The sequence below is a fragment of the Nannocystis sp. RBIL2 genome, from assembly GCF_026626745.1.
Classification (GTDB): Bacteria; Myxococcota_A; Polyangia; order Nannocystales; family Nannocystaceae; genus Nannocystis.
Genome location: NZ_JAPNJW010000001.1, coordinates 5,784,411 through 5,797,223, shown reverse-complemented (window position 1 = coordinate 5,797,223; position 12,813 = coordinate 5,784,411). Strand labels below are relative to the sequence as shown.

13 protein-coding genes are annotated in these 12,813 nt (G+C 69.1%); 9 read left to right on the top strand and 4 right to left on the bottom strand.

All coding sequences use genetic code 11. The annotated features are described in order from the left end of the window. Nucleotide 1 precedes the first annotated feature (1 nt). The gene (locus tag OV090_RS23105; RefSeq protein ID WP_267706334.1) at nt 2-1,153 is read left to right on the top strand and encodes a hypothetical protein; all 1,152 of its coding nucleotides are present in this window, start codon (nt 2-4) and stop codon (nt 1,151-1,153) included. Between the two features lie 305 nt (nt 1,154-1,458). On the opposite strand, the gene OV090_RS23100 is transcribed toward OV090_RS23105, so the two are convergent. From OV090_RS23100 to OV090_RS23090, 3 genes are all read right to left on the bottom strand, one after another. Further along, nucleotides 1,459-2,436, bottom strand: coding sequence for a hypothetical protein (locus tag OV090_RS23100; RefSeq protein WP_267706331.1), 978 nt, complete (start codon nt 2,434-2,436; stop codon nt 1,459-1,461). A gap of 847 nt (nt 2,437-3,283) precedes the next feature. Further along, on the bottom strand, nt 3,284-3,619 hold the full coding sequence (locus tag OV090_RS23095; protein WP_267706329.1) for a helix-hairpin-helix domain-containing protein: 336 nt from the start codon (nt 3,617-3,619) through the stop codon (nt 3,284-3,286). Nucleotides 3,620-3,943: 324 nt separating this feature from the next. After that, nucleotides 3,944-4,555, bottom strand: a complete 612-nt coding sequence (locus tag OV090_RS23090; RefSeq protein ID WP_267706327.1) for a hypothetical protein — start codon at nt 4,553-4,555, stop codon at nt 3,944-3,946. A gap of 69 nt (nt 4,556-4,624) precedes the next feature. Here OV090_RS23090 and OV090_RS23085 point away from each other — a divergent pair, with 69 nt between their 5' ends. From OV090_RS23085 to OV090_RS23055, 7 genes are all read left to right on the top strand, one after another. Beyond that, nucleotides 4,625-5,323 (top strand): hypothetical protein, encoded by a 699-nt coding sequence (locus tag OV090_RS23085; RefSeq protein ID WP_267706326.1) that lies wholly within the window; start codon nt 4,625-4,627, stop codon nt 5,321-5,323. A 34-nt stretch (nt 5,324-5,357) separates the two neighbouring features. After that, nucleotides 5,358-6,191 (top strand): pyrroline-5-carboxylate reductase, encoded by an 834-nt coding sequence (gene proC / locus OV090_RS23080; protein WP_267706324.1) that lies wholly within the window; start codon nt 5,358-5,360, stop codon nt 6,189-6,191. A gap of 120 nt (nt 6,192-6,311) precedes the next feature. Continuing rightward, nucleotides 6,312-6,728, top strand: coding sequence for a hypothetical protein (locus tag OV090_RS23075; RefSeq protein ID WP_267706321.1), 417 nt, complete (start codon nt 6,312-6,314; stop codon nt 6,726-6,728). Between the two features lie 117 nt (nt 6,729-6,845). Beyond that, on the top strand, nt 6,846-9,221 hold the full coding sequence (locus OV090_RS23070; RefSeq protein WP_267706319.1) for a TonB-dependent receptor: 2,376 nt from the start codon (nt 6,846-6,848) through the stop codon (nt 9,219-9,221). A 134-nt stretch (nt 9,222-9,355) separates the two neighbouring features. Beyond that, entirely contained in the window at nt 9,356-9,736 is a 381-nt protein-coding gene (locus OV090_RS23065) for a helix-turn-helix transcriptional regulator (RefSeq protein WP_096328995.1), read from the top strand. 174 nt (nt 9,737-9,910) lie between these two features. Further along, nucleotides 9,911-10,078 (top strand): hypothetical protein, encoded by a 168-nt coding sequence (locus tag OV090_RS23060; RefSeq protein WP_267706317.1) that lies wholly within the window; start codon nt 9,911-9,913, stop codon nt 10,076-10,078. A gap of 61 nt (nt 10,079-10,139) precedes the next feature. Continuing rightward, nucleotides 10,140-11,312: a S41 family peptidase gene (locus OV090_RS23055; RefSeq protein WP_267706315.1), complete on the top strand. Its 1,173-nt coding sequence runs from the start codon at nt 10,140-10,142 to the stop codon at nt 11,310-11,312. 163 nt (nt 11,313-11,475) lie between these two features. On the opposite strand, the gene OV090_RS23050 is transcribed toward OV090_RS23055, so the two are convergent. After that, a complete protein-coding gene (locus OV090_RS23050) occupies nt 11,476-11,904 on the bottom strand; it encodes a hypothetical protein (RefSeq protein WP_267706313.1) in 429 nt (142 codons plus the stop codon). A gap of 197 nt (nt 11,905-12,101) precedes the next feature. On the opposite strand from OV090_RS23050, the gene OV090_RS23045 reads away from it, so the two are divergent. After that, on the top strand, nt 12,102-12,809 hold the full coding sequence (locus OV090_RS23045) for a Crp/Fnr family transcriptional regulator (RefSeq protein ID WP_096328992.1): 708 nt from the start codon (nt 12,102-12,104) through the stop codon (nt 12,807-12,809). Nucleotides 12,810-12,813 lie beyond the last annotated feature (4 nt).

The window sequence follows — 12,813 nt, the reverse complement described above, 5'->3', positions numbered from 1 at the left end:
GTTGACGCCCCAGCTCGCCCTCGCAAACCCCTATGCGCGCGCGAGCTCGGTGTGGGCGCAAGCGGCAGCGACGCAGCCCGCGACGACGACGACGACGACGACGACGACGACCACGCAAGAGACGACGACGACGACGCAGCCTGCGGGCGATCAGTGGCAGCCGACCAGCTCGAAGGCGCCGAAGAGCACGGAGCTCGAGGAGACGCCGCAGCCGGAGCCGGCGCCCGAGGTGAAGCCGGAGCCGACGCCGGAGCCGGAGCCGCCGCCGCCCGAGCCGGAGAAGCCGAAGTGGACGCGGCACGGCTTCGGTATCCGCGGCGGCATCTCGATCATCCCGACCTGGGCGGTCCGCGGCTACGTGCAGAGCCTGACGAACGCGCTGTGCCGCGGTGACTCGGTCCCGGGCGGCAAGTTCGGCGCAGGCCTGAGCCGCGTCGACGGCTGCAACTTCTACATCGGCGGCGAGTACATCTACCGCTTCTCCAAGAACTTCGACATCGTCCCGGCCGTCGCCTACCACCGCCTCAAGGCGCCCGACGGCCTGTGGCTCGACGACAGCGAGCGCGATGCGATGGGCAACCCGAACCTCGGGGCCGCCGACTACACGCAGGTCAACTTCAGCTTCGTCGCCCTGCAGGTCGACTTCATCGGCCGCGGGACGGTCGTCGAGACGCCCGACTTCGCGTTCCAGCTCGGCGGCGGCGGCGGCCTCGGCCTCGGCATCATCACCGGCAAGGGCCTGTGGCAGACGCCGCTCGGCAGCCCGGCCACCGGCTCGACCGACGGCAACCCGCAGGCGACCTGCAACTCGGTCTCCGACTACTCCGACTTCACCAAGTGCACGCCGCACTGGTCCCCCGACCCCGACAACCCGGGCGCGCCGCCGCCGGCCGCGGGGAGCCTGCAGCTCGACGATCAGCCCGGCGGGAACCCGGGCCGCTTCGCCAAGTGCAACAAGGACGGCTGCAACGAGGCCGACCTCAACGTGCTCGGCCGCGCGAAGGGCATCAACCTGCCGGTCATCCCAATCGTCAACCTGCTGCTCACCGCCCGCTTCCTCATCAAGGACACGTTCGGCATCAACCTCACCGGCGGCTGGAACACCGGCTTCTACTTCGGCGGCAGCCTCCAGTACTTCTTCGGCTCGAAGTGACGGAGCTGCAGGACATGCTCCTAGGAGCATGTCCTGTGGGGCATGAGCATTGAGGCATGTCCTTCGGGACATGCTACTGGCGACACCTTCCGCAGCTCATGCGGAATGCGACGGGTAGGTCGAACCTTCGCCGTTCGCGATGTCGTGCGTGCTCGGATTCAGCGGCAGAGTTCGTCGCGCCGGAGCGAGGCCGGCGGCGCAGAGCGTGAAGCACGGAGGAATGGCCGCCTCGGCGGGTGCGGGCGGGATCACGGCGGGTATGTCCCCGGGGACAGGTGGTGGACTCGCGTCGCCCTCGCCGTCCTTCAGCGACAGAGTTCGCCGCGCGGAGCGAGACCGGCGCCGTCGAGCGTGAACTGCGGAGGAATGGCTGCCTCGGCGGGCGAGGTCGCGGCGGGTGTGTCCGCAGGGACAGGTGGCGGGTTCGCGTCGCCATCGTCACCCTCGCCGTCCGACGGAGGGCTGGCCGTGTCCTCGTCCTCCCAGCCGGCGTCGTCGTCACCCGCGGCAACAGAGCTGCCCCCGAGCGCGGGATCGACGGTCTGGGCGCCGTACCTGATGATGACGAGGTCCTGTCGGCGCGTGCTGGGGCCGGCCAAGCGGGTGCGACGCGGCAACACCGTGCCGTCGACCGGGTGCAGATCCTCGTGCAGGAGCGACCACATGCGCGCGAGCTCGCCGTCGGACCGGCGTTGCCACAAAGTGCCGCCGGCGGGCCACCACACGCCGTCGACGAAGGCAAAGCGCAGCTCCTGTTCGTAGCCGGGGGCGCGCAGGCGCAGGACCTCGTGACCGTGGCGGGGATCCCAGGACTGCGCCACGACCTCGTAGGGCGGAGCGAGCACCGGCGCTCCGCCGAGCACCAGCGAGACCAGCTCGCGCGCGGCGAACGGCACCCCGAGCAGCCGCTGGATCGCGCAGTCGGCCGGCGGCCCGGCGAAGAAGCCAGTCGGCAGGTTGTCGGCGGCGACGTTGCGCAGGGTGTAGCCGCGCTCGTTGAAGGCGAGGGACACGAACTCGTGACCGGCGATCTGGATCTGCCCGGAGAAGCGGCCTGGCTTTTGGGCCAGGAACATCAAATTCCCGCTCGGGGCGCGACCGATCCGGATCTTGGCGACAGGGACCTGCAAAGCGGAGATCTTCGGCGCCGCTGCGCCCAGCAAGGCGTCGGGTTTGGGCGCCTGACCGGTCGCGTAGGGCGGGAGGATCTCGGGCGGACGGCACCCTGCCGCGGCAGCGGCGAGAAGCGCGGCGAAGACGGGAGCGAGGAGACGCGAACGCACGCCCCGGAACCTTAACCCGTCCCGGCACGACATGCACGCGGCCGCCAGGAGCCGCGCGAGCCCGGCGAAGGAGCGGAACTCGCGGGCGCGGCCTTGCAAGGCGATCGGACGCGGTCGCCGAGGAGCGGTGGGCGAATGAGATTGTCGGGGAGGATTGCAGGTGGGCGAGGGCGAGTGGGCGTGCTTGTCGAGATGCCGAGGGCGAGAGAACCTCGGGGACGGGTTGCAGGTAGGCACGGTGATGGGGCGCGAGTGTTGTGACGCCGCGTGCGAGTGAGACGTCGGGGCGTGGGCAAGCGCGGAGGATTGGATGCGGATAACGAGAAGCCGCGTGCGAGTGAGATGGTCGCGCGAGCGCAAGGTGGGAGGGAGTTTGGTAGCGGGTGCCGAGAAGCCCCGTGCGAGTGAGGGGTTCGGGAAGTGGGTGCGAGTCGGTGCGCTTGCGAAAGGCCGAGGGGAGCGAGCCGTGTCGAGCTGTTGCGCGAGAGCGACGTGAGCCGCGAGACGGATGCGCTCGGAGTCAGGCGAAGAGCTCGGAGGACCGCGAACCGGCGCCTTCTTGTCGTCGGTGCGAGGTGAAGGAGGGACGCTCGCCGAGCGCTGCGCGCCGGTCGCGGTCTCCCGAGGCGAGAGGAAGCGAGGGTTCGCCGAGGCGAACCGAGCGAATGATTCTGACTTTCAGGACATGTCGATGTGGACAGGACGTCGAACCAGCCGGGGCACGGGCACGGACGCGACGAGCGTCATCGCATGGAGGAGTGCAGACCGTCGCGATGAGCGGGGCCACAGAGTATCCCTCGCCCGTCGCGCCCGTGCCCGTGCCCCGACTAGTCGGAGCGCGCAGGCTTCAGGGCTTGGTCGCCAGCTCGTCCTTCGGGACCTCGCGCAGGTTGGTCTCGCCCTTGAGCACGAGGTACTGCTTGAGCTTGGCGTAGGTCTTGGGCCCGATGCCCTTGATCCGGACGAGGTGGTTGGTCTCCTGGAACGGCTTGCTGGCCCGGTAGTCGACGATCTTCTTGGCCATCGCCGGGCCGATGCCCGGCAACAGCTCGAGCTGCTCGACGGTGGCGGTGTTGAGGTTGACCTGGCCCTCGAGCGTGGGCGCCGCGAAGGCCGGCGTGGCGGCCAACAGCGTGGCGGTGAGTGCGGACAGGGACAGGAAGTTGCGGATCTGCTTGAACATGGTGTCTCCGTTCGGCATTGCGCCGACGCAGGACCTTGAGCAAGCCGGACGCCGCGACTGAGATCGAAGCATTTCAAGCGCTTGGGAGCATGGCCCCGAATTCAGGTGGCCCGCCGGCGGGACGCCCTGTCAGCCGGCTGGACAGCAGGAGGGATGCAGCCGTGCGGCCCGACGATCCTCCTCGATGCCGTGACTGAGCATGTCCTTCAGGACAGCCTAAAAAGCACGCCGCTCTCCTCGAGCGGCAGCGTTTCAAACGACTCGCTCGCCGCGGGCTCGACGGCCAGGCCGATCTTCTCGATCGGCAGCGACGTTTTTAAAAGATTACTCGCCGGCCTTGGGCTCGACGGGCATGCAGATCTTCTCGATCGGCAGCGACTCGGGGTTGGTCGGCGAGAAGGCGACGTAGACGCCGTTGCTGCCGGTCTCGCGGCACTCGTAGCCGTCGCGGCAGCCGCGGTCGCTGTTGCACTCCTTGCGGCAGGAGATCCGCGCGCTCAGGAGGTCGGCGCACAGGCCTTCGGGCAGGCACAGCTCCTGGTCGGTGCAGCGGTTGTAGATCGTCGGGTCGTCGAGCTCGCGGCACTTGTACTGCGGGTCGTCGGGCGACAGCTTGTCGTCCGGGCCGACGGGGCGGCGATCTTCACAGTCGGGATCGCACGCGACGCTCAGGAACTCCGTGTTGAAGACCTGAATGCAGGCGCCTTCTTTTGGGCACGAGCCGGGTGTGCAGCCCTCGATGGTGCATTCGCCCTTGCCGTTGGAGTCGGGGTTGCCGTTGCTGTCGATGAGGTACGAGAGGTCGCAGATTCGCTCGCCGCGAAAGCTGCAGTCGGTGCTCACCCGGCACGCGCTGCCGATCTTTCGCTGACAGGCGCCGAGCGCGACGACTTGCGCGAGCAGCGCAACGACGATCAGGAGGCGGCTGGAGGCCATAGGCGCGCGCGGAGCATACACGGCCCTCTACTTTGGGTCACGCCGCGATCCGTGGCACCCTCGTAGGCCGTGCATCCGACCCTCGACGAGCTGCTGGTCCAGTTCCGCGGGCTCCTCGACGCCCACCGCGCCGGGATGGCACCGAGCCGCTCCGGCGAAGGCAACCTCCGTTGCGACGGCTGCCTCGATTGCAACCGCTGCCGCTTCTGCGTCCAGTGCGTCCGCTGCAACGACTGCAGCAACTGCGAGCTGTGCCACGACTGCCGCGCCTGCACCCGCTCGCGCATGAGCCGCTCGTGCGTCCGTTCGGGCCACCTCGAATTCTGTGAAGGTTGTGAGGATTCGCAGTACCTCGTGCTCTGCGTCGACTGCACCGGCTGCACTCAGTGCTTCGCCTGCGTCGGCCTGAAAAACGAGGAATTCTGCGTGCTCAACCAGCGCTATTCGCGCAAGGACTACTTCCCGGCCGTGCAGGCGCTCAGGCGGCGGCTCGAGGAGGCGATCGCCGGCGGCAGCCTGTTGACGGAGATCGCCGCGATCGGCCGCGGCGCTTGGCCGCCTCGCGGGTTCGACATCCCGAAGGAATTCACCGCGGCGATCTCCGCGCCCATGGAGGCCGCGGCCCCGCTCGAGTCGGCCGAGGTCGCGGTCGACGACGACGTCGATCCCTGGGCCGACGATGCCGCGCCGAGCCACGAGCCGGGCGAGGCCGTCGATCGCGAGCCCGTCGCAGTGTCGTGGGTGTACCAGCCCGCTCGCCCGTTTTGAGGCGCGAGCCCGCGGCCTGTGGTAAGCGCCCGCCATGCTGATGGCAGGGCGCACTCTGGCGATCATCGGTTGCGGGACCATGGGTGAGGCGATCGTCGCCGGCCTGCTGCGCGCGGGGCTGCTCGCGCCGACCCAGATCGTCGCGACCACGCGCCGGCACGAGGCCGCCGAGGCCGTCCGCCAGCGCCACGGCGTCCGGATCGCCACCGACAACCTCCAGGCCATCGCCGAGGCCGACGCGGTGCTGATCGCGGTCAAGCCTCAGCGCGTCAGCAAGGTGCTCCACGAGGAGGGCGTGCGCGCGGCGCTGGTCGACAAGCCGGTCATCAGCATCGCCGCCGGCGTCACGCTCGCGCAGCTGCAAGGCTGGTTGCCCGAAAGCCCTGTCATTCGGGCCATGCCCAATACGCCATGTCTCATCGGACAGGGAATGACGGTGCTCGCGCGCGGCCAGCGAGCCGGCGACGCCGAGGTCGCGCTGGCGAAGAAGTTGTTCGACACGGTGGGCCTGTGCCTCGAGGTCGAGGACAAGCTGATGGACGCGGTGACCAGCCTCGGCGCCAGCGGCCCGGCGTTCGTCTACGTGATGATCGAGGCGATGGCCGACGGCGGCGTGATGATGGGCCTGCCCCGCCCGGTGGCGCTGCAGATGGCGGCGCAGGTGTTCCAGGGCGCGGCGCGCATGGTGCTGTCGACCGGCTTCCACCCGGCAGCCCTGAAGGACCAGGTCACTACCCCCGCCGGCTGCACGATCGCCGGCATCCTGACCATGGAGGACGGCCGGATCCGCTCCGTCCTGGCGCGCACGATCCAGGAGGCCGCCAAGGTCGCCAGTGAGCTCGGCCGCGACAGCTCGGCCGAGAAGTGACCGTACGGCGGCCTGCGCGGCTCGTAGGCGCGAGGCACCACCGGCCGAAAATTTGCCTCGAGAGCGCGCGGGCTCGAAGATCGCGCGCGCGCGCCTCGGGCCCGCCGCGCGCCCGGCTTCATGCGCACCTTGCTCAGCCTCGTGTTCCTGGTGGCGATCCTGTGGGCGAGCTGCACGGTCAAGCTCGGCGCCTACACGCTCTCGGAGCACGTCGACCGGATCGGCGAGACGCCGCAGGCGAAGGAGTTGCTCGACGGGACGCGAGGGCGGATCTCGCCGATGCTCGAGGACATGAAGCAGCGGATCTTCGGCGAGTACGTCGAGGCGCCCACGCGCGCGACGAACACGAAGGAGCCCACAGGCGAGCGCCGCCGGTCGCCGCCCCGGCCGTCGCAAGCCGCGGTCCGCTCCGCTCCGCCGCCCGAGCCGCCCGTTGCCCGGGAGCGGGCCTCCTCGCCGAACCGCGGACCGTCGAGCGCGGATGACGCTCGCCTGCCCGGCACTCGCCAAGCGGCGCTCCGTCGCGGCGAGCAGTGAGCGACCCCGACATGTTTTAAGAGACATGTCTGTGGCGTTCGCTGCCAGTGGCCCCGGCGCCGCCGGCTTGCGCGCATTCGCGACCTCGACGCGGCGGACCTTCGATATCCTGGCCGCGTGGTGCTCGCCCTCCTCCTCGCGCTCGCGCTGACGTCAGCGCCGACGAGCGCGTCGACCGGGCCGGCCGCGAGCGAAACGACCGCTGCGACGCCCACGACCCCGGCGAGCCCGCTCGGACGAGCGCGGCTGCGCGGACGCGTGATGGTCTACGGCAGCCGCGATCCGGTCGCCGGCGCGCGCCTGCTCGGCGACGAGAACTCGGCCGAGACCGACAAGACCGGCCACTTCGAGCTGTGGCTGCCGCCCGGGGAGCACAAGCTGCTGATCCGCGCGGCTGGCTTTCAGGACCTGTCCGTAAGTATCAAGCTGGAGGACCGCCAGGATCTGGTCTACGAGTACCGCCTCGCGCCCGACGTCGCGGGCAACAAGTTCCGCACGGTGGTCCGGCAGCAGCGCGAGGTCGCGGTGTCGAGCACGACGCTGCGCGACGAGGAGATCCGCGCGATCCCGGGGACCTTCGGCGATCCGTTCCGAGTGGTCGGCAGCTTGCCCGGGGTGTCGCAGCTCGCGGGCTTCCTGCCGTACGTGGTGGTCCGCGGCGCGGCGCCCGGCAACACCGGCTACTACCTCGACGGCGTGCGCGTGCCGATCCTGTTCCACGTCGCGCTCGGGCCGTCGGTCATCCACCCCTACTTCATCGACCAGGTCGACTTCTACGCCAGCGGGGCCCCGGTGCGGCTCGGACGCTACGCCAGCGGCATCATCGAGGGTCGCACGCGCGCGGCCCGACGCGACCGCGCCTACGGCGAGTTCGACGTCCGACTCACCGACGCCGGCGGCCTCGTCGAGATCCCGCTCAACTACAAGTACGATCGGGCATGTCTCGCGGAACAGCGAAAAAAGGTCAGGTCTAAAAAGACAGGTCGAGTCAAGCGCGAGGAGTGCCGGCGCGGGCCGGCGCGGGGCTCGCTGACGTTCGCGGGCCGCTACAGCTACACCGCCGGCGTGCTGACGCTGGTGCAGGCCAACCTCAAGCTGCGCTTCTGGGACTATCAGGCGCGCTTCGACCACGCGCTCGGCAAGCGCGCGACTTACACCGCGTTCGCGCTCGGCAGCTTCGACGAGCTGGGCGAGAAGTCGAACCCGACCCCGTTCGTGCGCTTCGAGTTCTACCGGCTGGTGCAGAAGATCCGCCACGAGCTGCCGCGCGGCGGCGTAGCGACCTACAGCCTCGGTCTCGGCCTCGATCGCACCGGCCTGTCGCGCACGCGCAGCAACGAGTGGCTCGTCGCGCCGCGCGTCGACGTGCGCGTGCCGGTCGGCGAGAGCGGCAACGCGGAGTTCGGGGCCGGCATCGATCAGGAGGTGCAGATCTTCCGTGGCGCGACTGCGGCGACGGCGAGCGAGGGGTGGAAGCTCGAGAGCCTGACGCAGCTGTTCAGCGACCGCGTGGTCTCGGCCACCGGGATGTACGCCGAGCTGCTGTGGCGCAAGGGCCGGTTCGACATCCGCCCCGGCGTGCGCGCCGACCTCTACGCCCAGGTCGGCCACTCGCCGGTGCTGCCGCAGGCGCGCACCGTCACGCACGCGTTCGGCATCGACCCGCGGATCCTCGTGCGCGAGAAGGTCGGCGAGCGCTGGACGCTGCGGCAGAACGTCGGCGTGTATCACCAGCCGCCGAGCTTCCCGGTCCCGCTGCCGGGGCTCGAGAGCTTCGGCTTCGAGCGCGGCCTGCAGCGCAACATCCAGGGCAGCGTCGGCTACGAGCTGGTGCTCGGCAACAAGCTGGCGATCACGCAGGACGTGTACCTCGGCCGGCTGACGAACCTGCAGGACTACGACCTCGCGTCGCTGTCGTCGGGCAAGCTGCAGGAGATCGACGACCTCGTGATCTCGGCCAAGGGCTGGTCGTACGGGCTCGAGACGATGGCGCGCCTGCTGCCCGGTCAGCGCGCGTACGGGTGGGCCGCGTACACGCTGTCGCGCTCGACCCGCGAGTACGAGTACGGCGGACGCGCCGCTTCGAACTGGGATCAGCGTCACATCGTCAACGTCGTGCTCGGCTATCGCATCAGCGATCGCTGGAGCTTCGGCGGTCGCCTGCACTTTCATTCAGGTCGCCCGTACACCGTCCAAATCGGCGATCAGACGGCTTCTGAGGCGCTCCTGTACAACCGCAACAACCGTCGCTTGCCCGCTTACTTCCAGCTCGACCTGCGCGCCGAACGAACCTGGCGCTTCCGCGCGTGGAGCCTGCACTTCGTCGCAGACCTGCTCAACTCCACGTATTCGAGCGAAGTGATCGCGTGCGTACTCCAAGGAAATTCGGACGCCGCATCATCGGGAGCAGGTTCGATCGTCAGCGATGCGGCTTGCGGCTCGCGTGGCTTAAGATACATTTTGCCCTCTCTAGGCCTACGTGGGGTGTTCTAGGCGGGGGCCAACAAGCCCCGAAGGACAAGTCCCATGGGACATGCCCGTGTGAGCATCCGCAACGGAGGACGGTTCGAAGCACCAAGTAACTTGTGTCATGATGGGGCTCGGGACATCCGACCGAGGAGCTCAAGATGAACGAAGTTGCACAGGAAATCGGACGACGGATCAGGCTGTGGCGCACCGCGACTCCGCCGCCCAAGACCCGCCGCAAGCGTGAGGGCGAGACCGGCTGGCGGCCGCACCTGACGATCGAAGAGCTGGCCAAACAGACAGGTCTGACGGTCACCACGGTCAACAAGCTCGAGCTCGGCTACAAGGCTCCGCGTATCGAGTCGCTCCTGCTCCTCGCCCAGGCGTTCGGCTGCGAGCCGACCGACCTGCTCCCCAAGACCAAGGCGAAGAGCGGTCCCAAGGGCGAGCTTCTCGACGAGCTCCACGCGGTCGCCGCCCAGTTGTCGCCCAAACAGATCCGCGACCTCGTCAAGGTCGCTCGTACGCTCGAAGGCGGTTGAGTCCCACAAGGCCCGAACGGCCGGTCGGTCCAGGCCGCGGGCCGCGTCGCAAGTTGGCAACGGTAGCCAAGCGCCGTTGCCATTTTTTCTTGGGTCCCCTGCTCCCGGTTGTCCTCCCGTCCCCGTAGCTCCTCGACATCCCGCTGGCCCGCGACGTGCAAGACGGTCGGCACCATGCGCCTCCGTTCTCGCCCAGCCCTCTTTACCCGCGTATTCGTCGATGCTGCTACCACCCGCCCGCTCCTCCACGACTTGCTGGAGCAGCGCCGCGCGGCCGAACCCCTGACGCGCGAGCCCGCAGCGCCCGTCACCGCTCCGGCGGCCCTGCCGCACGCCGCATGACACGTGCAGCCGCGCGCGAGGTCGGGAACCAACCTGGACCCTCGCGCGTCTTTCCGCCACGATGAACCCCGTGTCTCGCTGGCGCTCGCTTCTGGCCTTCTCGCTCGGCGCTGCGGCGATGTGGTGCGTGCAGTCGGGGCTCCCCGACGCGCAGGCAGGCAACAACCTCGGCACCGACGCCTACGGCAAGGCGCTCCGCACCGTCCTCGATCGCTATGTCGACCCGGTCGAGCCGAGCCGTGTACTGGCAGAGTCGCTGAAGCGGATCGTCAGCGGCCTCGATCGTCACAGTCACTATCTCACCGCCGACGAGCGGACGCTGCTCAAGCAGCGCAGCCGTGGCGGCACGACCGGGATGATCGTCGAGTTCCAGCGCGCCGAGGCCGGCTCGCGCAAACCGGCGCGGCTCGAGGTGTCGGCGGTGCTGCCCGGCTCACCGGCCGAGAAGGTCGGTCTTCAGCCCGGCGACTCCATCTTGAAAATTCGTGATCAGGACGTCGCCTTCATGCTGTCGCGCGCCGAGGTCGACGTGCTGCTGCTCGGCGGCGACGGTGAGACCATCGATCTCACCGTGCAGCGACGCAACGATCCCGGCCCCACCGCGCAACGCCTGGTGCTCTCGGGTCAGTCGCTCCCGGTCGTCAGCGGCGCGCTCGTCGAGCACGTTGGCCGCAAGTTCGCCCACGTGCGGATCCGTGCGTTTCGTGCCGGCGTGGCCGACAGCGTGCGCAACTCCTTGAAGGAACTGCGCCGCTCCGCCGGTGCCGCGGGCCTCGGCGGCGTGGTGCTCGACGTGCGCGGCAATCCTGGCGGCGACGTCGGCGAGGCGGTGCTGATCGCCGACACGTTCGTCGGCGAGGGCGTGCTCGTGCGGACGCGCGGGCGCGGCGGGCAGATCCTCCGCGAAGAGCGAGCGACGCAGGCGGCCACCGACGACGCGACGAAGGTCGTGGTGCTGCAAGATCACCGCTCGGCCTCGGCCTCGGAGCTGCTGGCGATCGCGCTGCAGGATCACGGGCGCGCGAAGGTGATCGGCGAGCGCAGCTACGGCAAGGGCACGGTGCAGGACGTCATCGGCCTCGACGACGGCTCGGTGCTGACGCTGACGATCGCGCGCTACTTCTCGCCGAAGGATCGCCTGATCGACGGAGTCGGCGTCGAGCCGGACGTCGCGGTCGCCGACATGGCGACGCAACCGGAGGCCGCGCTGCGCGCGGCGCTCGCGGCCCTGTAAGTGAAGCGGACTAGTCCAAGAGGACAGGGTCTTTCGGCCCTGTTGTAAGAGACATGTACTAAGGGGAAGTCGATTCCGCGGTTCAACCCCTCGCGCCGGCCGCCGATCGCGGGGCGCGAGCACGCGGGCGCGAGCGAGGGGTGGAGGCCACCCGGCCGCCCGGCTAGCTGAGGAGGATGCGCTTGGCGGCGCTGGCGCTGGTGGCCAGCTCGCGCTCGCGCGAGCCGAACTTGCCGCCGAGGCAGGCGACGTAGAGGGTCTCGCCGAGGACCTCGATCGTCTTGACGCTGAGGCCGCGCTCCTGGCCGTCGCGCTTGACGGTGGCGCGCGCGCGGCCGCGACCGACGAGCGGGGCGACGGCGGCGAGCATGGTCAGGTCGAGATCGGTCGTGCTCTGGGAGACGACGAAGCCGCTCTCGTCGGCGATGATCACGAGGTCGAGCTCGCCGCGGTTCACCGCGCCGTCGAACGCCGCGATCAGCGCCGACCTGGTGTCCTGGAAGCGGTTGCGGCGCCGCTCGTAGAGAGGCTTGCCGGGGCGCGGGAGGGGGGGCAGGCGCAGGGGACGCTTCTCGATCTGCTGGGTTTCCATGGGTGGCTCCGTTCTCTGGCGCGGGGTGGTAAGTGAGCGCGAGTGTATGTCCTACATGTGTGCTCTCCAAAAAGTCGGCGAACTCGGGTCCTGCGCCGATCGGCGGGAGTTGCGCAAAACCGCTGACGGCCCCGGATGAACTCACTTCAGACCAAATGAGAGACTCATCATGAGCGCAAAACGGCTACACTTGCGCCATGCCGATCGAGGGCGCGGAAGTCGAACAAGTCCGCCAGGCGCTGCTGCGATACGCCGGTTGGGACCAGGTCCCAGAGGAGACGATGACCGAGCTATGTCTCGGCGCGAACCTCGTCGAGGTGAAGCGCAAACGCTCAGTCTTCCGCCGGGGTGAGCCAGGTCCCGGTCTGTTCGTGGTGAAGTCGGGCGAATTCAAGCTGAGCCTCATCTCCTCCGAGGGCCGCGAGCAGATCCTGTACCTCGCGGAGCCCGGGAAGCTGATCGGCGAGGGCTTCCTGCCGCGCGACGTCCAGTGCGCAGCCTCGGCCTTCGCCATGCTCGACTCGGAGGCGTGGCAGTTCGAGACGGACCCGGTGATCAACCTTATAGGGCGTTCTCAGCCGCTGGCGTTCGCGCTGATGCGGCACATGGCGTTCCGCGCCAACCGCCTGATCGACCTCGTACTCGACCTGTCCCTTCGGTCAGTCGAGCGCCGACTCGCGTCGTTCCTGCTGTCGCTGGCGATGCGCGCCGGGGCCGAGCCGGGCAAGCCGTGCGTGATCCCGCGGCAGCTCGACATGAACACTGTTGCGGCCCGTCTGGGCACCGTTCGAGAGGAGATCTCGCGGGCCCTCAATCGCATGCAGCGCGAGGGCATCCTGAGCCTCAGCCGCCAGGAGATCGTGGTCCTCGACCTCAACGCCCTCGAGCGCGTGACCTACGAGTGAGCCG

Coding starts and splice junctions, on each gene's coding strand:
- OV090_RS23095 (WP_267706329.1), bottom strand. CDS start 3,619: ATGTTCAAGCAGATCCGCAACTTCCTGTCCCTGTCCGCACTCACCGCC.
- OV090_RS23090 (WP_267706327.1), bottom strand. CDS start 4,555: ATGGCCTCCAGCCGCCTCCTGATCGTCGTTGCGCTGCTCGCGCAAGTC.
- proC (WP_267706324.1), top strand. CDS start 5,358: ATGCTGATGGCAGGGCGCACTCTGGCGATCATCGGTTGCGGGACCATG.
- OV090_RS23075 (WP_267706321.1), top strand. CDS start 6,312: ATGCGCACCTTGCTCAGCCTCGTGTTCCTGGTGGCGATCCTGTGGGCG.
- OV090_RS23065 (WP_096328995.1), top strand. CDS start 9,356: ATGAACGAAGTTGCACAGGAAATCGGACGACGGATCAGGCTGTGGCGC.
- OV090_RS23060 (WP_267706317.1), top strand. CDS start 9,911: ATGCGCCTCCGTTCTCGCCCAGCCCTCTTTACCCGCGTATTCGTCGAT.
- OV090_RS23055 (WP_267706315.1), top strand. CDS start 10,140: ATGAACCCCGTGTCTCGCTGGCGCTCGCTTCTGGCCTTCTCGCTCGGC.
- OV090_RS23050 (WP_267706313.1), bottom strand. CDS start 11,904: ATGGAAACCCAGCAGATCGAGAAGCGTCCCCTGCGCCTGCCCCCCCTC.
- OV090_RS23045 (WP_096328992.1), top strand. CDS start 12,102: ATGCCGATCGAGGGCGCGGAAGTCGAACAAGTCCGCCAGGCGCTGCTG.